Below are 22,046 nucleotides of genomic sequence, written 5' to 3'. Positions count from 1 at the left end.
AAGGTTTAGCAGATGTACAACTTGCGACACTAAACTGGGTAGATTGGTTCAATAAAAAGCGTGTACACAGTGCATTGGGTTATGTATCACCTTTTGAGTTTGAAGCAAGGTACTATGATAAGATTAACCCGTTAGGTCAGGTGGCCTAACTTAAATAAAAAAGTCTCCGACAAACCCGGTACGGTTCAGTCCATCACCATCAGGCTCTCGATATTCTTTTTTTTTCAATCTCCAATGCACTAAGTGTTGCATCACTCATTGGACGCTTCTTAATTTCCGCTCGTTTTATAGTCTTTCTTGTATGGTGACTTTTCACTAACTCACACTATACACGCTACCATACACAGCAACAAGCTATAAGAAACTTCATATAACGGCATAAACAGGCATAAAAAAAGCCTAAACCATTAAGATTTAAGCTTTATTTACTCATATACCGTAATGTTACGACATACAAATTTAAGAATTTGGTGGAGGTGGCGGCAACTTAACTGAAACTACAATTCGCTAATATGTATTAAATTAACTACTCTACATTTTTATACATTAATTGATCCAAATAATCAGACCATGCTTGCATCATCACTGTACGCTCTTCTAAATACTTTGTACGGTTGTATGCTCTGCCATGCATATCACGAACCTGATGAGCAAGTTGCTGTTCAATCCTTTCGATAGGAAACTTTAATACCTCATCCAATAAAGTTCTGGCTGTAGCCCTAAAGCCATGACCTGTCGTTTCACCATTTTCAAAACCATATTGCTTTAACCGCTTGTTAATAGTTGACTCACTAATCGTTTTAGACTGATCTCGCATCGATACAAAGCAATACTCAGTATAACCTGTCATCTGGTGTAATTCTTTAAATAAGGTTATTACTTGATCTGACAGAGGAACAATATGCTGTAATGCTGTCTGATTCTTCGTCTTAGGAGGAGTGTATTTCCAAACTCGATTTTCAAAATCAATGTCTGCCCACTTCGCGCCCCTCAACTCTCCTGGACGTACAAAAACATGGGGTAAAATTTTTACAGCATAATCTATCGCGATATCACCCCGACCAACACTATTATAAATATTCCTTAATAACTGTCCTAACAACTGCTCATCTGTGACCGCAGATCTATGCTTGGTTTTACCAACTTTTAAAATCCCACTGATTTGGTCTGCCACATTAAATTGGCATAAGCCTAAAGCAATCGCATAACGAAAGACTTGGGATGCTTTGCTTCTCATACGCTTTGCTGAATCTGTCTTACCTTGCCTTTCGTATATACGACACACTTCTAAAATTTGCGATGGTGTAATACTGTCTATCGGATAATCTCCAATTGCAGCATACAACTTATCCCAAACAAATTGATTCCTTCGCTGAGTGCTAGGCTCCAACTCTTCTGTTTTACGATATTCATTTGCGATTAGCTTAAAAGTATTTTTTTTATGCGTTATTTCAGCTTCTCGTTTTTTCTGCATGGCAGGATCAATATTCTGAACAAGCTGTTCTCTGAACTCGCCTCGTTTTGCACGTGCTGATGCTAATGTACAGCTTGGATAAACACCAATTGCGATAGTAGCTCTTTTCTTTGTAATTGGGCGAACATAATCAAAGCGCCAATATGCCCCACCTTTTGTATCTAATAACAGATAAAGGCCGCCACCATCTGAAAGCTTAATATTTTTTTCAGATGATTTCTTTTGCATTGATATTGCTGATTTAATTTTTGAGTCAGTCAGACTGATAACTAATTTAGGCATTTTTACGGTATATTTTTGTCAGAAATGGAATGTACCGTAAAAAATACCGTAAAAGATTACGGTATCCTAAAACGCCCTCGGACATTATCGGACAATAAGTAGATATAAGTTATTAATTTTTAATAATATTAGGATTAATTCGGATGTGATCAAACGAGGAAATGGTGCGCTCAGCGGGACTCGAACCCACGCCACAGGCTTCGGAGACCTGTACTCTATCCAGTTGAGCTATGAGCGCGCGCTGCACATCATAACAAAAAATTGCTGAAGGTAAAGCAACTATATATAAGTTACGTATTTTTATGCTTATGCTTTAAACAATGTTCCAAACTTGCAACATAGAATTCCATGTAACTTACTTGGTTTATTGACGCGGATCGCTCACAATAGTAGCTCTATTCCTCAAGTGAGAATTTCATGACTGATGCATTGACGTTAAGGGACGTGTCAAAGACCTATCGAAATGGTTTCCAAGCACTGAAAGGAATTAATTTGACCGTTCCTGAAGGCGAGTTTTATGCCCTACTTGGACCTAATGGTGCAGGTAAATCTACAACCATTAGCATCATCAGTTCTCTTACCAAAAAAACGGCAGGTACTGTCGAAATTTTTGGGCATAATCTAGATACCCAACCATCCCAAGCCAAGCAATGTTTAGGGGTAGTACCACAAGAATTTAACTTTGGTCAGTTTGAAAAGACCTTTGATATTTTGGTCACACAAGCAGGCTATTACGGTATTCCTAAAAAAGTTGCCGAACAACGTGCCGAAGAATATTTAGAAAAACTGGGTTTGTGGGATAAACGTGCCACTCAAGCGCGTATGCTGTCTGGCGGTATGAAGCGTCGTTTAATGATTGCACGTGCCATGATGCACGAGCCGAAACTGCTTATTTTGGATGAACCCACTGCAGGTGTAGATATTGAGCTGCGTCGTTCAATGTGGGATTTTTTAACAGAGATGAATGATAAAGGCACCTCAATCATTCTCACTACCCACTATTTAGAAGAAGCCGAAATGTTGTGTCGTCGTATCGCGATTATTGATCGTGGTGTGATTAAAGAAGACACTTCCATGAAAAACTTCTTAAACCAGTTAAGTGAAGAATCTTTTATTTTCGATTTAGCTGAACCGATTCAACCCATTCATTTAGATATTATTGGTGTACGTTTCAACTTAATTGATGCAGTGACCCTAGAAGTCACTATGGATAAAGCTCACACCTTAAATGATTTATTCCAACTTTTAGAAGCACAAGGCATTCGCGTGCGCAGTATGCGTAATAAGTCCAACCGTCTAGAAGAGTTATTTGTCAAAATGGTCGAAAAGAATTTAGATGGAGCTGCGCAATGAATTTTACCCAACTACGGATTGCACTCTATACCTTAGTGCATAAAGAAGTTCGTCGTTTTATGCGCATATGGCCTCAAACCTTGCTCCCGCCAGCCATCACCATGAGTTTGTACTTTGTGATTTTTGGTAATTTGGTCGGTTCGCGTATTGGTGAAATGGGCGGCTTTAGCTATATGCAATTTATTGTGCCCGGCTTAATTATGATGGCAGTCATTACCAACAGCTATGCCAACGTATCTTCAAGTTTTTTTAGTGCAAAATTCCAGAAAAGCATTGAAGAACTAATCATGAGCCCTGTACCTTTGCATGCCATTTTATGGGGCTATGTTTTGGGTGGTGTTAGTCGTGGCGTATTGGTCGGTATTATTGTCACCACCATGAGTCTATTCTTTACCGACCTTTATATTACCAATTGGTTTGTTACCATTTATACCGTATTAATTACGTCCTTTTTATTTTCATTAGGCGGTTTTATTAATGCTGTTTATGCCAAATCATTTGATGATATTTCTATTATTCCAACTTTTGTACTGACTCCACTGACTTATTTAGGTGGTGTATTCTATGCCATTAGTGCCTTAAGCCCTTTTTGGCAAAATCTCTCTTTAATTAACCCTGTGGTGTATATGGTTAATGCTTTCCGTTACGGCATTTTAGGACATAGTGATGTCAACGTGACGATTTCATTATCTGTGATTACACTATGCTGTGCAGTGCTTTATGGTATTGCCTATCATTTACTTTCTCGTGGTTCAGGAATGCGTGAATAATGAGTGTTGAACAATCTCTTCTTGGTAAAGACACCAATTATCCTACAGAATATCAACCCGATATTTTGTTCCCTATTTCACGTGCTGCTGCACGTGAAAAATATGCAGATGTTGAGGGAATTCAACTCGGGCAAGACTGGTGGCACGTTTTTGAAATTTCGTGGTTGAATGCCGCAGGTGTTCCACAGGTTGCGATTGGTCGGATTACGCTACCTGCTTCATCACCTAACCTGATCGAATCAAAATCATTAAAGCTCTACTTTAATAGTATGAACTTTACTCGCTTTCAGTCTGAAGCCAATTTCATTGAAACTGTTGAGCATGATTTAACGGCTGCAGCACAAGCACCTGTTACGCTAACTTTATTTAAGGTTGATGATTTGGCAATTAGCCAACCTGAAGGTATTTGTATTGATCAGCTCACGCCTGAGCGTTTAGAGCAGCATCCTGACCCAAGTTTATTGCAATTCGATTTAGAACAAGCGGAAGATATAGAGGTACAACTTTTCTCACATTTATTACGCAGCAATTGTCCTGTCACAGGACAACCTGACTGGGGCACGGTTTTTATCCGTTATCAAGGCAAAAAACCTTGTTATCGCAGTATTTTGGCTTATATTATTTCTTATCGTCAGCATAATGGTTTCCATGAACAATGTGTGGAACAGATGTTTGCAGACATCTGGCAAAAATTCGCACCAGAAAAACTGATGGTATATGCAACCTATACACGTCGTGGTGGTTTAGACATTAACCCTTGCCGTGTATCGGACTTAACATGGATGCCTCGCCCTATTCGTTTAGCGCGACAATAACAACATTGAGGTTGAACAATGCCATTTTTTGGATTCATTCCATCTGCAGAATTATTAAATACGATTGAAACTGCACAACAGAAAAAAAATTCAAGTGAGCCGCTGTACCCACTGCGCGACAAAACCGCATTAATGATTAATGAAGAAATCATTGATGCCATTTTAACCGAGTTAGTACGTCGTTTTCCTGCCAGCGATAAACGCGACACTGCCGAAAAACTTGCGGGCTATGTCAAATCTACCGTTGCAGTACTCCTAAAACAATTATTAAGCAAAGCGCCAAATGATGTCGTGAAACAATCGATTGAATTTTCTGAGCGCAGTAGCTTTAAAGATGCAGCAGGCAATGCACGTGTAGGTGAAACGCTCGATGCAAGTTTAGTGACCAACCTGAAACACAACTATGCCGAAATTCAAGCAGGCAATGAAGTGAACAAAGCTGCTTTAACCGAACTATATAAACAGTTTGCAGAAGCGACGGTACGCCACTTTATGAGCGACTTTAACAAAACCCTCGATTTGGGCATGATTAAGCGTAAAGCAGCAGATATTGGCGCAGCAGCGGTAATTAAAGCTGTCCATATTGCGGTGGATAAAATCATCCCAAATTTAACCAAAGAGGAACTCTTGGTTTTAGCGGAATATCACGACACCTTATTCCATCATTAATATCAGTGGGTTTAACTCATAATGCGTTTTAAGCCCTTTTGTTGCATGTTAAGTGCAAAATGCCTGATTTTGATCAGGCATTTTTATATGCAATGCAATATCAGGATATGTCTGCAACTTTTGCACAATCAAGAATAACTTTTTGCACCTAGATTGAATTTTGTTACAAATCCTGCGCGCTTTTTACACATTCTTTGTCTATTTTTGTATAAGTTTTTGCAAACCAGTCACGCATGAATGCTATCTTAGCCGCTTACTTCGCTTTCGCAGTTTGGCCCCAATAGCGGCTTATTCTTCATATATAAGTAGCAACTTATTTACTGCATATAAATAAGTTGTGTAAATCATCAATTTGGAATTTTCCTCAATATGTTCAAACTTGATTTTTATAACAAACTAAAACGTCTTTCTTTACTCATTGGTGCATTTTCTATCACCAGTTTTTGTCAGGCCAATGATTTCCAAAATCATCCGTCTTATGCCAGTTTTAAACAAAAAACCATGCAGACCTATGGCTTGAGTGCAGCACAAGTCGATTGGGCGATGGAAGGCTCTAAAAACTTACCCAATATCATCAACATCATGAACCGCCCAGGCGAAAGTAAGCCTTGGTACGACTATAAAACCAATTTCCTTGCAGAAAGCACTATTCAGCGCGGTGTGCGCTTTAAACAACAATATGCAGACACGCTCAATCGTGCTGAACAGCAATTTGGTGTACCGCAATCCATTATTTTAGGGATTCTGGGTGTAGAAACAGGTTTTGGAAGCAATAAGGGCTCTTTTGTAACCCGTGATGCCCTTGCCACCTTAGGCTTTGGTTATGAACGTCGCGCGGAATACTTTAAAGATGAACTCGCAGCACTGATCGCATGGTCATATAAAGATGGTGTGCCAACTTCTTCAATTGTTGGTTCTTATGCAGGTGCTGTTGGTTATCCGCAGTTTATGCCTAGCAATATTCCAAAATTTGGGGTCGATTATGACGGCAACGGACATATTGATCTACGCAACTCGGCAGTCGATGCCATTGGCTCCATTGCAAACTACTTGGCACAACATGGCTGGCAGCGCAATCAACCCATTGCATTTGCTGCACGATATACAGGCAACAATCCTGACAGTGTCATTGCCAAAGATTTGACCCTGCCAACACCTTATGGGGTTTTAAAATCGCAAGGCGTGATGCCAATGAATCCAATTGTGCAAATAGATGACCTCGACTTGGTCAATGTCATTCAATTACAAGAAAATTATGGTCATATCTACTATATAACCTACCCAAATTTTCAGGTGATTACGACTTATAACCGTAGCCGTATGTATGCGACTGCACTGTGGTTATTGGGCACTGAAATTGCGAGTCGCTAAGTACAAATTTAAATATAAAACCAAAAAGTCAAGAAATATTTTTGACAATTTGATCACAAAACAAACTTTTTACATATAATGTTACAATATTGATTATTTTTTAATCAAATAGAGTTGGTTTTTGGTACTTTTTGTCATTATTTTCGTATAAAGACTAGACACCTTTAGTGAGGGATGAATATTATCCATGTCGTCAAATGTAGTCGAAAAAGTGAAATTACAGACAGGATTACCACTATTTCAATCAGTTAAGAGCGAAATAAGTTAAAAATTCTGTCTTCAGGAGTTCAAACCATGCATAGTTCACTTAAATACTTACTTGCACTTTCTGCAGCTGTTGCCCTAAGTCAGTCGCAAGCTGAAATGGTGCAATCATCATTCAACAATGATAATGAGTCATCTAGCCTAGCTGCGCGTGTACTCAACAAAGAAGCACAAAGTTTTAATTCACATTTCTCAAATTTGAATAGCCTTTCAATCACCGAACGTTCAGGCGACCAAATCCGTCGTCAAACGATTGCAGCGAAAATTGAAATTCCTGCTGAAGAGCCTTCAGTGATTGAAAAGTTAAATACAGTGGCATCGAACACTGTACGTAAATTTAGCCAAACAGGTATGGCATCTTGGTACGGTCGTCAATTCCACGGTCGTAAAACTGCAAGCGGTGAAACGTTCGACATGAACGCAATGACTGCTGCACACCGTAGCCTGCCGCTAAACTGCTATATTCGCGTAACCAATAAAAACAATGGTAAAAGCGTTGTAGTTAAAGTAAATGACCGTGGTCCATTCCATGGCAACCGTGTACTCGATCTTTCTTATGGCGCTGCAAAACAATTGGGCATCACCAATGCAGGTACTGCCAAAGTAAGCATTGAGCGTATTGACGGTCCAAACTCTTAAGATTCGCTTACACGACTTCACATTTGACTTGAAAGCCACAGCAATGTGGCTTTTTTAATGCCTGTAAGATTTACAGTCATCCCATGCATGTCTGCACAAAGATGATCCACACAAATTTTGTTGCCACTTCATTTTGAAAATATGAATACTGTTTTGACCGCCTCACTGTTCTCAGTTATATTTTAGACAGTCAAACAATAACAACGGATGATCGGTCTACAGGAGTAGCACATGAAGACAGTAAGCGAGTGGCTAGATGAATACAGCGAGAGCCATCAAAATAAAACCAATAAATTAATTCACTGGGTGTGCGTACCTACGATCTTTTTTTCGATTGTCGGCATCTTGGCGCATTTCAGCGCTTTACTAACAACATTACTTCTGGTGCTCAGTTTTATTTTTTATGCACGTTTAGACTTGGTTCTTGCAGTTGCAATGGCAGCATTAATGCTGGTAATGGCATGGCTGATTTATGTTTTGCCTGTTGGAATGGGTTTTTATATCGCAATTTTTGTTTTGGCGTGGATTGGACAGTTTTATGGTCACAGAATTGAAGGGAAAAAGCCTTCATTCTTCAAAGATCTCCAATTCCTTCTCATTGGCCCAATTTGGTGCATGGATGCCTATTTAGGTAAAATCCTACACTCTTGGAAAACACGTCGTAAAAACAGCATTATGAGCATTTAAACGCTATATCCTATTTTCGTTATCGGAAGAACCGTTATTGATAGGTTCTTCCTTGATGTTTTAACCATCCGCCCACGTGTTTGTTTGCTGGATCATGATGCGTCCAGTGAATCACCCCACCCTTATCTGAGTATTCATATTCACCAAAAAACTCAACAGTATCACCTTTTGCAATATTGGTAATTCGTGGTGAGAGATCAATATTATGTGCAACCAATACAGTTTGCCCATTATTCAGTTTTAAAATAAATTTTTGATGACGTGAGCCTTCGTTGTCATCCGCTAACACTGCAATGACCTGCCCACTCGCACGGACTTGTAAATCGCTCTGTTTGCGCTCAAACGCACGTTCAATCAGCTGAACACCCTGAGCATCATCTTGCAGCGTATCTCGCTGTACGTCTAACTGCTCTTTTTCATCTTGTGATGTGCGAGCAGTGCTTGTAGTTGGCGCGCTTGATGTTTCAGACTGAAACTGTTGTAAATCTATGCCAAAAAATGCAGCAATTAACACCACAATAATTGCGCCAATGCTTAAATTCTTTTTATTTGCCATATAACCTTCTTTTTCTGATTCCAAATTATAAGATGAAGTTAATTTTTATAACATACTGATTTAAAGATAATATTTATAGTTTTATCTCAATATTTATGCCTCAATTGCAGATCGCAAAAAGCTATATTCACAAAAAAGCCCCAAAATAAATTGGGGCTTTCCTTACAAAATATTTTACCTTAAGTAAAAATTATTTTGCAGCAGCTTGAGCAGCAGCAACTTCTTCAGCGAAGCTCATTTCTGCTTTTTTCTCAATACCTTCGCCTACTTCGAAACGAACGAATTGAGCAACAGTTGTACCAGTTGCTTTTAATACTTCAGCAACTTTCTTCTCGTTGTCAATTACGTACATTTGACGATCAAGCGCAACTTCGTTCAAGTATTTTTCAACTGAACCAGTTACCATCTTCTCTACGATGTTTGCAGGCTTACCAGATTCAACTGCTTTCGCTTCTGCAATTTCTTTCTCTTTAGCGATAAGATCAGCAGGAACTTGTTCAGCAGTAACAGCAACTGGGTTGAATGCAGCAACGTGCATTGCAATACCTTTACCAGTCGCAGCATCACCTGTGTAAGAAACAACAACACCGATTTTTAAACCGTGCTTGTACACAGCAAGGTTTTCACCTTCAACGATTTGTGCACGACGAACTTGGATGTTTTCACCAATTTTTTGAACAAGTGCAACACGTGTTTCTTCAACAGTTGCGCCATCTTCAAGTTTAAGTTCAGCAATTTTAGCAGCATCAGTTTCGTTTGCAGCAAGAGCAGCAGCAGCAACTTTCGCAGAGAAACCAGCAAAGTTTTCGTCTTTTGCAACGAAGTCAGTTTGACAGTTTACTTCTAAAAGAATCGCTTTGTTGCCTTCTTGAACGATTGTGATTGCACCGTCAGCAGCAATGTTACCTGCTTTTTTAGCAGCTTTTGCTTGACCAGATTTACGAAGGTTGTCAATCGCTAATTCGATGTCACCGCCCGCTTCTGTTAATGCTTTTTTACATTCCATCATTGCTAGACCAGTACGATCACGCAATTCTTTAACCATGCTTGCTGTAACTGCAGTCATGTTTATCTCCTAAAATCGGTAGAAAATGAATTCTTTTTTTAACAGAAACGGCCCAGAGGGTGTCTCTTGGGCCGTCTGCATACATGACGCTTACTTTGCCACCATCACATGTCGCAAAAATGACAAGCTTACGTCAAAACGCATTAAGCCTCAGAAGCAGGAGCTTCTTCGCCTTTTGCTTGAGCATTGGCTTGAGTTTGAGCGTATTCTTTACCAGCAATGATCGCATCAGCCATTGAAGAAGCGTAAAGTGTTACTGCACGGATCGCATCGTCGTTACCCGGAATAACGTAGTCTACGTTGTCTGGGTTAGAGTTTGTATCAACGATACCGATTACAGGAATACCTAAGTTTTTCGCTTCTTTAATTGCAATTGCTTCGTGATCAACGTCAATTACGAATAATGCGTCAGGTAAACCACCCATGTTTTTCACACCGCCTAAAGCGCGCTCAAGTTTTTCCATTTCACGGCTACGCTCTAAAGCTTCACGTTTAGTAAGCTTAGCAAAAGTACCGTCAGTAGACTGAACTTGAAGATCTTTTAAACGGCTGATAGATTGGCGAAGTGTTTTCCAGTTCGTCAACATACCACCTAACCAACGGTGATCTACATACGGTTGACCAGCGCGTTGAGCTTGTTCACGGATGATTGCAGAAGCAGCACGTTTTGTACCAACGAACAAAACTTTGTTCTTTTTGCTAGCCAATTGGTTTGCAAAGTTCAAAGCATCATTTAACGCAGGAACAGTGTGTTCAAGGTTGATGATGTGAATTTTGTTACGCGCACCAAAGATGTATTGACGCATCTTTGGGTTCCAGAAACGTGTTTGGTGACCAAAGTGTGCGCCAGCTTGAAGAAGGTCGCGCATGCTTACGTTGTAATCTGCCATTTTCTTTACCTTAAATGTTTGGGTTAGGCCTCCATATATCCGCATTCTCCACCCCAAAGGGCACCCAGAGTAATGTGACGATATATGTGCGGATTTTTAATTTCCCTTTTACCAAGCTCTTTGAAACATATTCATAAAAAGCATTTGATAAAATGGGCGGCTATTTATACCATAGTCACACACAAATTTCCAAAAGTTTTTAAAGATCATGAACACAACTTATCAAGCACCTCGTCGACTCATCAAAACCGCAGAAGATATTGAAAAAATGCGCGTGGCAGGACGACTGGCGGCAGAAGTTTTGGAGATGATCAAAGCACACGTTAAACCAGGCGTTACTACGCTCGAACTGGATACGATTTGCCATGACTATATTGTCAATCAACAACAAGCTATTCCTGCCTGCTTAGGTTATGGTGCTGCTCCGGGTCGTCCAGCATTCCAACACACCATTTGCACATCGGTTAACCATGTGGTTTGTCACGGTATTCCGTCAGAAAGTAAAGTGCTGAAGAAAGGCGATATTTTAAATATTGATGTCACAGTCATTAAAGATGGTTTCCACGGCGATACCAATATGATGTATATCGTGGGTGGTGAAACTTCCATTTTAGCCAATCGTTTATGCAAAGTTGCCCAAGAAGCGATGTATCGCGGTATGGCAACCGTTAAACCCGGTTCAACCATTGGTGATATTGGTCATGCGATTCAAAAATATGTTGAATCTGAACGCTTTAGTGTCGTGCGTGAATATTGCGGTCATGGTATTGGGACGACCTTCCACGATGAGCCACAAGTATTGCACTATGGTCAAGCCAACACAGGCATGATTTTAGAAGAAGGTATGACTTTTACCATTGAACCAATGGTCAATGCAGGCGTATGGCAAACCAAATTACTTGGCGATAAATGGACAGTGGTGACCAAAGACCACAAATTATCGGCACAGTTTGAACACACCATTTTGGTCACCAAAGATGGCTTGGAAGTGCTGACTGCCCGCCCTGATGAAGATTTATCACGCTTTACTGCATAACGTGTTTGCAGCCAAAATCTGTCATTGGCTAAAAATTTAACCCGTATGTCAAAAAGATCAGTTTCGACTGGTCTTTTTTATTAATTTCAACGCATACAATTTCTATAAAATCTTTTTATTTCAAACCAATAGAACTTTAAAGCCATCCAATAAAACAAGCATTTTCACGTATTCAACAGTTTTGGATTTAACAAAACACCTGCACACTTTTCCAGTTATTCACAAAAGTTTAAAAAAATATCTTGTAAAAACAACAGTTTTATTTTTCCAGTCCATTTCATAATGCCTTGCATAACAATGCCGTAAATAACAACAAGCAAAATTGGACATGGAGTTCCACAATGAAAAAAACACTATGCTGTTTGGCACTGAGTAGTTTGCCAGTCATCAGTTATGCCAACTCACCTTATTTTAGTTTAAAAGATGGTGATGGTTTTAAACGCTTTTCTGTTTCGGTAGGTGCGCTGCACGTTATGCCACAAGGTAAAGCACAACCTTTTCGGGTCAATACAGCCATCCACAATGGCTACACAGCGGATGTCGGTGAGGTTCAATCGCAAACTGTAAAAGATAATTTACGTGACGGTTTTGAGCCACCCATATTATTAAGCGGAGCATTAAATTTGCTGCCTACCGTGCCTGCCAACATGAGTGGACAAGCCACAATTTCAGGTTTGGAACAATGGGATAATCCCGGTACAGGTTTAGAAGCAGATGATGTCACTACACTGGGTATCATCAGTAACTATTTCTTTACTGATAATATTTCCTTTGAAGTCAAAGGCGGCATTCCACCTAAAGTTGATTTGCAAGGCAAAGGGAAAATTTATGCACCTTTCTCCGCAATTGCACGTCCATTAGGCGGTGCGTTGGGTGAGCTAGAATTACAAAACGATATTTTCATTACCGATTTAGCAGCACATGGCCCTGCTGCTTCTGCCCGAGCATGGACACCTGCATTTGAGTTTCAATATCACTTTGGCAAAACAGGCGTAAATAAGTTCCGCCCCTATGTTGGCGTCGGTTTGATGTATGCCTATTTCAATGAGTTAGAAATTAATCCACGTACTGAGCAGGACTTAATTGCTTCAGGTCACATGATTGCCAATATTAAAGAAGGAAAATCAGGCGCATCTTTAGAAGGCAAACCAAGTTCAGCCAACCCAAAAGTTGAGTTAGATGCGACCGATGCGTTTGCGCCAGTTGCGACTGTAGGTTTTACCTATGACTTCAATGAAAAATGGTTTGCAGTTGGCTCACTATCTTATGCACACCTTAAAAATGAAACCACCATTACGGTGACCGATGCCAAACACGGCGAATTAATTCACTCTAAAGCAGATATTGAAGTGAATCCAGTGATTGCCTATGCAGGTTTTGGTATGCGTTTTTAATCTCTAATTTTACTTTTCCACTTTCAACTAAATTTAAGACGGCTACGGTCGTCTTATTTTTTCTTACACTATTTAATTAAAGCAATCGCTTCTATCTTGATAACTCAATTTTATCATTTGATGAATTTTATTTTATCGCGCTCTTGAGCTGAATCGATTACCATAACAAGCTGTTAGCCATACGTGGATGCCTTATGTCGAATGCTCAATTTTCCAAACCTCTAATTTATATGTTAATTGGAAGCGCCATTATTTTGGCATTATCGCTTGGGGTTCGGCATGCATTTGGTTTGTATTTGGTGCCTATGAGCCATGAATTTGGCTGGGGACATAATGTCTTTAGTTTAGCCATTGCCATGCAAAACCTAATTTGGGGTGCAGTCCAACCCATCACAGGTGCTTTTGCAGACAAATACGGTAGTAAAATTGTAGTTGCAGTTGGTGGCGCACTGTATGCACTCGGCTTATTGCTCATGGCCGTCAGCTCGACAGGCTTATTGCTAAATTTAAGTGTGGGTTTAATTTTAGGTTTGGCACTTTCTGCAACCTCTTTCCCTGTGCTACTTTCTGCAGTAGGTCGCGCTGCTCCTCCAGAAAAGCGTAGCCTTGCAATGGGTATTGCCAGTGCTGCAGGCTCGTTTGGGCAATTTATCATGTTGCCATCGACCTTATTGTTATTACAAAATGTGGGCTGGTCGGGCGCATTAATTGTCAGTGCAATTTTAATTGCCTTGATTGTTCCTTTGGCATGGATGCTCAAAGCACCCATGTATCAAAACCCTAATGCAAGTTCAGTCAGCCAACCCGCTTTAGGCTTTAAGCAGGTTTTGGTGATTGCCAAAAATCATAAACCCTTTTGGTTTTTAGCTTTGGGCTTTTTTGTCTGTGGCTTTCAAGTGGTTTTTATTGGGATTCACTTACCTAGCTACTTAATTGATCATGGCTTTAATGCAACCACAGGCACAGTTTTTCTAGCACTCGTGGGCTTATTTAATATTGTAGGCACCTATACGGCGGGTTGGTTAGGCGGTCGCTATTCCAAACCGCATTTGCTAATGTGGCTTTACGGACTACGCGGCATTGCCATTATCGCCTTTTTAATCCTGCCTTTAAGCATCTGGACAATTTATGCATTCGGGATCATTATGGGTTTATTGTGGTTATCTACAGTGCCTTTGACCAATGGTATTGTGGCAAATATGTTTGGGATTAAGTACCTGACCATGCTCAGCGGCATTGTGTTTTTCACACACCAAGTCGGCTCATTTTTTGGTGGATGGCTTGGCGGTTTAAATCACGATCTGACAGGTAACTATAATGCAATCTGGATTGTTTCTATTGCTTTAAGTGCGTTTGCGGTCTTGGTCCATTTTTGGGTAGATGAGGAGCACGTCATTCATGATTAATTCTTTATTGAATTTTAAAGTATTGCTCACACTTGCCATCACTGCCCTTTTTGGCTTATCGATCTTTTTATGGATGCAAACGCCACAACTATTCGAATATTTTAATCAGGCGTTTTGTGCGCATTAAAACCCAATCTCTAAAATATTAAGTCTATTTTGCTATTCAAAATTCCGCTTTAGACATGGAGCGTCTTATGCAGATTCAATTGCATCGTGGAAGACTGATTGACCATATTCATCTTGTGGTGAGTGACCTTGAAGCAAGTCGAGCATTTTATACCGCCATCTTGGCAGTGTTGGATATTCCAGTTATGGGAACAGCCAATGATCACTTTTGGGCAGATGAACTTTTTATCTCCTCAGTAAAAAGTCCTGCCGCACAAGGCATACTCACTGGGCGTCATCATCTCGCCTTTCAAGCTAAAAATCGTGAAATGGTCAATGCTTTCTATCTTGCAGCATTGGCACATGGCGGCAAGTGCAATGGCAAACCTGATGAACGTGCTTATCATCCTGGTTATTATGCAGCTTATGTACTTGATCCTGATGGTAACAATATTGAAGCTGTCTTTCATGGCGAAGCGCCACGCAGTGCGGCATCAGTCAAAATTGATATTTAACGCTCAATGTTCCACAAATCAACTTTCCCTCAATGCATAAATTTCCTTACAGCAAGTCAATAAAAAAATACCCCACAAGAATGATCTTATGGGGTGTTTTAAATTTTCTATTTTACAGTCAGCAGAATCACTTAAAACAAACGATTCATCCCATTCAAGGTCGCCACACGATACGCTTCAGCCATGGTCGGATAGTTAAATGTTGTTTCAACAAAATACTTAATGGTATTGTTCGGGCTGTTCATCACCGCCTGACCAATGTGGATAATCTCTGCCGCATTATTACCAAAGCAATGCACACCCAATACTTCCAAAGTGTCACGGTGGAATAAAATCTTCAATTCACCCACTGTATCACCCGTAATTTGCGCACGCGCTAAATGACGGAAAGATGCCTGACCAACTTCATAAGGAATTTTTTCTTCCGTCAATTCCTGCTCAGTTTTACCAATCGAAGAAATTTCTGGAATGGTATAAATACCTGTTGGAATATCGGTCACAGGCACAACATTTTCTTCGCCACTCATATTTGCACCCGCGCAACGACCTTGGTCATAGGCAGCTGATGCTAACGAAGGCCAACCAATTACATCGCCCGCAGCATAAATATTCTCTACTTCGGTTTGATATTGATCATTGACTGTTAACTGACCACGGCTGTTTGGCTTAAGTTCGACATTTTCAAGACCTAAACCATCGGTATTACCCGAACGACCGTTACACCACAAAATCGCATCGGCTTTGATTTTCTTGCCACTTTGCAAATATAAAACCACGTGATCATCAAAAGTTTCTAAATGATCAATTTGCTCATTGTGGCGAATCAGCACCCCTTGCGCACGCAAGTGATATGACAAGGCATCTGAAATTTCATCATCCAAATAGCTGAGCAATTTGTGCTGAGTATTAATCAAATCAACTTTATGATCTAAACCAATGAAGATGGATGCATATTCACAACCAATCACACCCGCGCCATAAATAATAATTTTTTGAATCGAGAAATCCAAATCCAAAATTTTGTCTGAATCAAATACACGTGGATGGTTGAAATCCAACATTTCTGGACGATATGGACGGCTACCTGTCGCAATCACAATTTGCTGACACATAATGGTTTCTTTAATGCCATCTGCACCAAATACCAAGACCGTATTTTTATCTTGGATATAAGCACGACCATGATAAATCGCAATTTCATTACGGTCATAAAAGCGAGAGTGCGTTTCAACTTGCTGCTGAATAACTTTATGCGCACTTTGCAACACTTGCTTCATGGTGAACTGACGCCAATCGCCCATTTTTTTAAACATTGGGTCACGGCGATAACGGATAATATTCGACACTGTCTGACGCAATGCTTTACTTGGAATGGTACCCACATGGGTACAGTTACCGCCAAGCTGCTCACGAACATCTACAATCGCAACACGCTTACCAGATTTGGCAAGTTTCATTGCCGCGCCTTCACCCGCAGGGCCTGAACCGAGAACAACCGCATCGTACTTCACGAAAGTTCCACTAACGACCTCTTTTTTACGTGGCATTCAACGCTCCTTTTCTTTAAATCTGTCTTTTCAATGGGCTATATTATGACGTAAATCTTTTGAATTTTCTGTATTTACTGTGCATATATTACGTGATAACCACATTTTTTATATGAATATCGTTTTTACCCAATTTAAGCACAATTTCGTTATAATAACCGTCTTATGATGAAGTTAAGGTGACATTTTACTTTTGCACTTAGATTCGGTTTAATCAGACTCTATTTCACGTAAAATCTAGCCTACACTAAATCTCTCCCCTTTCAAAAACAGTGGAAAAGTTGAATATGTCTGCAAACCGTAAACCAGAACAGGGTGTCAAACTTCGTGGTGCTGAAAAAGTCGCACGTATTCCTGTAAAAGTTGTTCCTACGGTTGAAACGCCTCGTAAACCTGACTGGATTCGGGTCAAAATGACGGCACCAGAAGAAGTTCAACGTATTAAAACCACTTTGCGTCAGCAAAAATTGCACACCGTTTGTGAAGAAGCCGCTTGTCCAAACCTTCCAGAATGCTTCGGTGGTGGTACAGCAACCTTTATGATCATGGGTGATATTTGTACCCGTCGCTGCCCGTTCTGTGATGTTGCGCATGGTCGTCCAAATGCACTAGATCCTGAAGAACCTCGTCACATGGCAGAAACCATTGCCAACTTAGGCTTAAAATATGCCGTGATCACCTCTGTAGACCGTGATGACTTGTTAGATGGTGGTGCACAACATTTTGTCGATTGTATTAAAGAAGCCCGCTCTTTAAGCCCAAATACGTTGTTAGAAATTTTGGTGCCAGACTTCCGTGGTCGTATGGATATTGCACTACGCATTATGACCGAATGTCCGCCAGATGTTTTTAACCACAACATTGAAACTGTGCCACGCTTATATAAAGCCATGCGTCCGGGTTCAGACTATCAGCACTCTTTGAACTTGCTGAAAATGTTTAAAGAATATTGCCCAGATATTCCAACCAAATGCGGTTTGATGGTAGGTATTGGAGAATCTGAAGAAGAAGTTATTGCACTGTTAGATGATCTTAAAGCGCACGATGTAGATTATGTGACCATTGGTCAATATTTACAGCCATCTAAAGAACATGCGCCAATTGACCGCTTTGTAACACCTGAAGAATTTGAGCGTTATACAGCGCATGGTCAAAAGTTAGGTTTTAAAAATATTTGGGCTGCGCCAATGGTACGTTCAAGTTATTTTGCAGACCGTCAATATTATGGTGAACCTGTACCAACAGTACGTCGTAAAGCCGACCCTGCTAAAAAAATTAGCGTGCAAACCATTGAAGCTTAACACTCGCTTATTTCAAAATTTGCGATAAAGCTAAAACAGCCCCGACTTTATGTTCGGGGTTTTTTATACCTTGTGGATATATTAAAAATAGATAGATGTGAATATATTTTGATGGTCTACGACCAAGTGCGCATGGTGTCATCGCCATAAATTGTTAATCTATGCACTTAATCTATACACCGAGCTCAAACAATAAAACAGGGATAGTAAAATGTCACAACAAGACTATGACAATGGCTTAAAAGTTCGCACTGAAGTCATGGGCGAAAGCTTTGTAAAACGCGCACAGGACAACACTGTACCATTTACCCAACCTTTGCAGGACTGGATTAATGAACATGCATGGGGTTCAACTTGGCAACGTGAAGGTGTATTACCACGCAAATATCGTTCCTTAATTACTATCGCCTTTTTAACTGCTTTAAAAAGCCCGACAGAGCTTAAAGGACATATTCGTGGTGCGCTAAATAACGGGGCAAGTGTCGAAGAAATTCAGGAAGTCTTGTTACACAGCTTGCCTTATTGTGGCGCACCTGCAACTCAGGAAGCTTTTCGCGCAGCGTTGGAAGTTTTGGCAGAACATACTGCAAATACTTAAACGCAATCTAAATCAAAAAATATAAACGCTCGACATTTCACTAAAACTATTTGGTGAAATGTCGGTAGAGTTGAGTTTTAAATCCAATACACATTAAAGCTATAAAAGAACTCATTTAACTCAAAGCGCACCTGATAACCCAAATCAGTCAGCTGTGCCGATAAATTTCGAATATCTTCTAAAGGTAAATGTTTTGGCAGCACAGTAAAAACTGCGGTATTGCCCTGCTTGGCATTCTCTTCGATTAAAGACGCCAAACGCTGCTTATATAATTCAATATCTAGCTTGGCATGATCTGAATAAACTTTTGCTTGTTCAGCAGTTAAAAAATTTGCCATCTTATTGTTCTCATTATGACCATGTTTAACATTCAGCATATTGAAACTTGACGATATGGCTCAAGTGATTTTTTGTTATTGTCTGCATAAACGCATGATCAATTAACCCTAATTTTTTAAAAAAAATCACACCGAAGATGGCTTTTTCCCAGCAGACCTTTTAGGCTATCGCACAATCTTATGTTGTAATTTTGCTGGATGACATTATGTCAGAATCTGTTTCAATCTCCCCTGCGCTAATGAACCGCGCCATTGCAGGACAAGCCGATGCCCAATTTGAAATGGCGGTGCTGTATATGCAAAGCGATTTTAATGAAGATATTGAACTTGCCGAACAATGGGCGCTCAAAGCTGCCGCAAACGGACATATCGAAGCCATGTATTGGCTTGGTGAAGGCTATACCGTATATGCCAAAGATGTTCTAGAAGATGACCCTGAAGATGCCAAACAACATTTTGAAGATGCTTTTGTCTGGCTCAAAAAAGCCAGTGATGCACAACACCCTGCCGCTATTTTAGAGTTGGCAGGCTACTACCGTCGTGGTGATGTGGTTGAACAAGATGTCGCTCGCTCTGTGGCATTGGTACAGCAAGCAGCAGAATTGGGCGAAGTACAAGCCATGCGAGACCTTGCTTTTATTTATGCAAATGCTTTGGGTGTAGATGCTGACGAAAATAAAGCTGAATATTGGACACAAAAAGCAGACGCAGCGGAGTAATCCCTTTGTCTAGCCAATCAATTGATGGGCTAGACAATTTTTTGCATGACTCGAATCGTCATTGAATAAAGCTTAGACTTTGAATAACACTTAGACTTCGACCACAATTACTTGTCTGCAAATGCCCTCTTGCTGACGCTGTTGTTCAAACACAGCCGCAGGCATCGGCTCAAAACTGTCAAAGAAACAAATTTCAGCATCATCAATTGAATATAGCAATGAGTGATTGCCCACGCCTTCTAAAGTGTCGTAATAGACAATTATAAATTTATTTTCATCAAATGCGTGCTGAATTTGCTGATAGCCGATTGCCGCCAATACAGGCAATTTAAGCTGTTTAGCTTCGGCATAACTTAACTTTTCTGCATCTTGTAAATCTGGGTCAGGGTCAGTATAAAACTGCACATTAAAGCCAAACTTTTTCAGTCCAACAGCCAAGCCAATTGTGGTTGTGCCCTGCTCTGGCGTATAACCACACACTTCAATCAATTGTTGAATATCGGCATCAATTCCTAAGTGTCGTAGCAACATCCACACTGCGTAAATCCCGCCGTTGGCTTCTAAATTTGCCAACTCTTGAGGAAGCTCTAAAGCCATCATTCAATCTCAAAAATATGTTTGTAGTGATAATAAACAAAACATGATTGGAACTGAATCAATTTCCAAGTACAATATCGCGCTAGTCGAGGGATGCTGCGACGTTTTACAGGCACGAAATGTAAAATCGCCAGGCTCGACCAGCATAGCAACGCGTTTGCTATGCAAGAAACGGCATCCGCGAACTGAATGATCAATTGTTTTTTATAAGGAGATCGTGATGAACGCGGTTAATGCTTCATTTACAGATTATAAAGTTGCCAATATCACACTAGCTGATTTTGGTCGTAAAGAAATCAAACTTGCAGAAGCAGAAATGCCAGCCCTTATGGGTTTGCGTAAGCGCTACTCAGCTGCAAAACCTCTCGCAGGCGCGAAAATTCTCGGCTGTATCCACATGACCATTCAAACTGCTGTTTTAATTGAAACGCTAGTTGAATTGGGCGCAGAAGTTCGTTGGACTTCTTGTAACATCTTCTCTACTCAAGACCACGCTGCTGCAGCAATAGCTGCTTCAGGTGTACCTGTTTTTGCTTGGAAAGGCGAAACTGAAGAAGAATATGTATGGTGTCTTGAACAACAAATTAATGTAAATGGCACACCGTGGGATGCCAACATGATTTTGGACGATGGCGGTGACTTAACTGCACTTGTTCACGAGAAATATCCTGCATTATTAGAGCGCATTCACGGTATTACTGAAGAAACCACTACGGGCGTACAACGTCTAATTGAAATGTGGAAAGATGGTTCTTTAAAAGTGCCTGCAATTAACGTCAACGACTCTGTGACTAAATCTAAAAACGACAATAAATACGGTTGCCGTCACTCACTCAACGATGCGATTAAACGTGGTACAGACATGTTATTGTCTGGTCGTCGTGCATTGGTTATTGGTTATGGTGATGTAGGTAAAGGTTCTGCACAATCTTTACGTCAAGAAGGCATGATTGTTCGTGTTTCTGAAATTGACCCAATTTGTGCAATGCAAGCATGTATGGATGGTTACGAAGTTGTATCTCCGTACAAGAATGGCGTACAAACAGGCAATAAAGCAGACGTGAACCTAGAGCTTTTAGAAAATACTGACTTGATTGTGACTACAACAGGTAACTATCACGTGTGTGACGCAGCAATGCTAGATACACTTAAAGCAGGCGCTGTTGTATGCAACATTGGTCACTTCGATACTGAAATCGACACCAACTACTTACGTGGTTATAAGTGGGTTGAAGTGAAGCCACAAGTACACCAAGTGTATCGTTCAGAAAACGAAAACGATTATTTAATCTTGCTTTCTGAAGGTCGTTTAGTGAACTTGGGTAACGCAACAGGTCACCCATCACGTATTATGGATGGTTCATTTGCTAACCAAGTATTGGCACAAATGCACTTATTTGCAGAGAAATTTGCCGATCTTCCTGCCGATCAAAAACAAGCGGCAATTCGTGTTGAAATCTTACCGAAAAAACTAGACGAAGAAGTTGCTGCTGCAATGGTTGCTGGTTTTGGGGGTGTATTAACACAATTGACTCAAGTACAAGCGGACTACTTAGGTGTAGCTGTTGAAGGTCCGTTTAAATCGGATGCTTATAAATACTAAGTTTTTAATCCTTCTCCCTAACCCTCTCTCATAGGGAGAGGGAATGATTCA

At 40.4% G+C, this 22,046-nt stretch carries 23 protein-coding genes and 1 tRNA gene; 16 read left to right on the top strand and 8 right to left on the bottom strand.

The genetic code is table 11. The features are described 5' to 3' along the window. On the top strand, window positions 1-149 hold a 149-nt coding region (locus CF596_RS10340; RefSeq protein WP_143228684.1), incomplete at its 5' end, for an integrase core domain-containing protein. Between the two features lie 377 nt (window positions 150-526). On the opposite strand, the gene CF596_RS10335 is transcribed toward CF596_RS10340, so the two are convergent. Both CF596_RS10335 and CF596_RS10330 read right to left on the bottom strand, forming a co-directional pair. After that, window positions 527-1,756, bottom strand: coding sequence for an integrase arm-type DNA-binding domain-containing protein (locus tag CF596_RS10335; protein WP_096902395.1), 1,230 nt, complete (start codon window positions 1,754-1,756; stop codon window positions 527-529). A gap of 162 nt (window positions 1,757-1,918) precedes the next feature. Continuing rightward, a tRNA-Arg gene (locus CF596_RS10330) sits at window positions 1,919-1,994 on the bottom strand. Between the two features lie 179 nt (window positions 1,995-2,173). Here CF596_RS10330 and CF596_RS10325 point away from each other — a divergent pair. The 7 genes from CF596_RS10325 to CF596_RS10295 all read left to right on the top strand — a co-directional run bounded on the left by CF596_RS10325 (window position 2,174) and on the right by CF596_RS10295 (window position 8,324). Beyond that, the gene (locus tag CF596_RS10325; protein ID WP_096902394.1) at window positions 2,174-3,109 is read left to right on the top strand and encodes an ABC transporter ATP-binding protein; all 936 of its coding nucleotides are present in this window, start codon (window positions 2,174-2,176) and stop codon (window positions 3,107-3,109) included. Then, window positions 3,106-3,879 (top strand): ABC transporter permease, encoded by a 774-nt coding sequence (locus CF596_RS10320; RefSeq protein ID WP_096902393.1) that lies wholly within the window; start codon window positions 3,106-3,108, stop codon window positions 3,877-3,879. The genes CF596_RS10325 and CF596_RS10320 overlap by 4 nt, the downstream gene beginning before the upstream one ends. After that, entirely contained in the window at window positions 3,879-4,694 is an 816-nt protein-coding gene (gene queF / locus CF596_RS10315) for an NADPH-dependent 7-cyano-7-deazaguanine reductase QueF (RefSeq protein ID WP_004972810.1), read from the top strand. Before CF596_RS10320 ends, queF begins: the two co-directional genes overlap by 1 nt. 18 nt (window positions 4,695-4,712) lie before the next feature. Further along, complete coding sequence (locus CF596_RS10310; RefSeq protein ID WP_070152374.1) at window positions 4,713-5,363, top strand: hypothetical protein; 651 nt, start codon at window positions 4,713-4,715, stop codon at window positions 5,361-5,363. A gap of 369 nt (window positions 5,364-5,732) precedes the next feature. Further along, on the top strand, window positions 5,733-6,734 hold the full coding sequence (gene mltB, locus CF596_RS10305; RefSeq protein WP_096902392.1) for a lytic murein transglycosylase B: 1,002 nt from the start codon (window positions 5,733-5,735) through the stop codon (window positions 6,732-6,734). Window positions 6,735-7,028: 294 nt separating this feature from the next. Then, window positions 7,029-7,637: a septal ring lytic transglycosylase RlpA family protein gene (locus CF596_RS10300; RefSeq protein ID WP_004972798.1), complete on the top strand. Its 609-nt coding sequence runs from the start codon at window positions 7,029-7,031 to the stop codon at window positions 7,635-7,637. A 231-nt stretch (window positions 7,638-7,868) separates the two neighbouring features. Further along, entirely contained in the window at window positions 7,869-8,324 is a 456-nt protein-coding gene (locus CF596_RS10295) for an Mpo1-like protein (protein WP_096902391.1), read from the top strand. 34 nt (window positions 8,325-8,358) lie between these two features. Here the strand turns inward: CF596_RS10295 and CF596_RS10290 are convergent, their stop codons facing one another. The 3 genes from CF596_RS10290 to rpsB all read right to left on the bottom strand — a co-directional run bounded on the left by CF596_RS10290 (window position 8,359) and on the right by rpsB (window position 10,836). After that, on the bottom strand, window positions 8,359-8,880 hold the full coding sequence (locus tag CF596_RS10290) for a DUF3465 domain-containing protein (RefSeq protein WP_096902397.1): 522 nt from the start codon (window positions 8,878-8,880) through the stop codon (window positions 8,359-8,361). Between the two features lie 190 nt (window positions 8,881-9,070). Beyond that, entirely contained in the window at window positions 9,071-9,946 is an 876-nt protein-coding gene (tsf, locus tag CF596_RS10285) for a translation elongation factor Ts (RefSeq protein ID WP_004972793.1), read from the bottom strand. A 143-nt stretch (window positions 9,947-10,089) separates the two neighbouring features. Then, the gene (rpsB, locus tag CF596_RS10280; protein ID WP_004972791.1) at window positions 10,090-10,836 is read right to left on the bottom strand and encodes a 30S ribosomal protein S2; all 747 of its coding nucleotides are present in this window, start codon (window positions 10,834-10,836) and stop codon (window positions 10,090-10,092) included. Window positions 10,837-11,044: 208 nt separating this feature from the next. On the opposite strand from rpsB, the gene map reads away from it, so the two are divergent. The 4 genes from map (at window position 11,045) to CF596_RS10260 (ending at window position 15,292) form a co-directional block, all read left to right on the top strand. Then, window positions 11,045-11,872, top strand: a complete 828-nt coding sequence (gene map / locus CF596_RS10275; RefSeq protein WP_004972787.1) for a type I methionyl aminopeptidase — start codon at window positions 11,045-11,047, stop codon at window positions 11,870-11,872. Between the two features lie 341 nt (window positions 11,873-12,213). Beyond that, complete coding sequence (locus tag CF596_RS10270; RefSeq protein ID WP_096902390.1) at window positions 12,214-13,266, top strand: OmpW family outer membrane protein; 1,053 nt, start codon at window positions 12,214-12,216, stop codon at window positions 13,264-13,266. Window positions 13,267-13,460: 194 nt separating this feature from the next. Then, the gene (locus tag CF596_RS10265; RefSeq protein WP_096902389.1) at window positions 13,461-14,672 is read left to right on the top strand and encodes an MFS transporter; all 1,212 of its coding nucleotides are present in this window, start codon (window positions 13,461-13,463) and stop codon (window positions 14,670-14,672) included. Window positions 14,673-14,866: 194 nt separating this feature from the next. Then, window positions 14,867-15,292, top strand: coding sequence for a VOC family protein (locus CF596_RS10260; RefSeq protein ID WP_096902388.1), 426 nt, complete (start codon window positions 14,867-14,869; stop codon window positions 15,290-15,292). Window positions 15,293-15,423: 131 nt separating this feature from the next. On the opposite strand, the gene sthA is transcribed toward CF596_RS10260, so the two are convergent. After that, a complete protein-coding gene (gene sthA, locus CF596_RS10255; RefSeq protein ID WP_096902387.1) occupies window positions 15,424-16,839 on the bottom strand; it encodes a Si-specific NAD(P)(+) transhydrogenase in 1,416 nt (471 codons plus the stop codon). Window positions 16,840-17,126: 287 nt separating this feature from the next. Between sthA and lipA the strand changes: the two genes are divergently transcribed. Together lipA and CF596_RS10245 are read left to right on the top strand one after the other, a co-directional pair. After that, entirely contained in the window at window positions 17,127-18,140 is a 1,014-nt protein-coding gene (lipA, locus tag CF596_RS10250; RefSeq protein ID WP_096902386.1) for a lipoyl synthase, read from the top strand. Window positions 18,141-18,351: 211 nt separating this feature from the next. Continuing rightward, window positions 18,352-18,738, top strand: a complete 387-nt coding sequence (locus CF596_RS10245; RefSeq protein WP_004972770.1) for a carboxymuconolactone decarboxylase family protein — start codon at window positions 18,352-18,354, stop codon at window positions 18,736-18,738. Window positions 18,739-18,815: 77 nt separating this feature from the next. Here the strand turns inward: CF596_RS10245 and CF596_RS10240 are convergent, their stop codons facing one another. Next, entirely contained in the window at window positions 18,816-19,076 is a 261-nt protein-coding gene (locus tag CF596_RS10240; protein ID WP_004972768.1) for a hypothetical protein, read from the bottom strand. 206 nt (window positions 19,077-19,282) lie between these two features. On the opposite strand from CF596_RS10240, the gene CF596_RS10235 reads away from it, so the two are divergent. Continuing rightward, window positions 19,283-19,795, top strand: a complete 513-nt coding sequence (locus tag CF596_RS10235; RefSeq protein ID WP_004972766.1) for a tetratricopeptide repeat protein — start codon at window positions 19,283-19,285, stop codon at window positions 19,793-19,795. Between the two features lie 90 nt (window positions 19,796-19,885). Here CF596_RS10235 and CF596_RS10230 read toward each other — a convergent pair whose 3' ends face one another. Then, the gene (locus tag CF596_RS10230) at window positions 19,886-20,392 is read right to left on the bottom strand and encodes a cysteine peptidase family C39 domain-containing protein (protein ID WP_096902396.1); all 507 of its coding nucleotides are present in this window, start codon (window positions 20,390-20,392) and stop codon (window positions 19,886-19,888) included. Between the two features lie 220 nt (window positions 20,393-20,612). Between CF596_RS10230 and ahcY the strand changes: the two genes are divergently transcribed. Then, window positions 20,613-21,995, top strand: coding sequence for an adenosylhomocysteinase (gene ahcY, locus CF596_RS10225; protein ID WP_096902385.1), 1,383 nt, complete (start codon window positions 20,613-20,615; stop codon window positions 21,993-21,995). Window positions 21,996-22,046: the final 51 nt, after the last annotated feature.

Origin of the sequence: Acinetobacter sp. YT-02, assembly GCF_002412355.1 — a bacterium.
Taxonomy (GTDB): domain Bacteria; phylum Pseudomonadota; class Gammaproteobacteria; order Pseudomonadales; family Moraxellaceae; genus Acinetobacter; species Acinetobacter towneri.
Note: the sequence above shows the minus strand (reverse complement) of the source record. Positions and strands in the feature narration are given on the sequence as shown.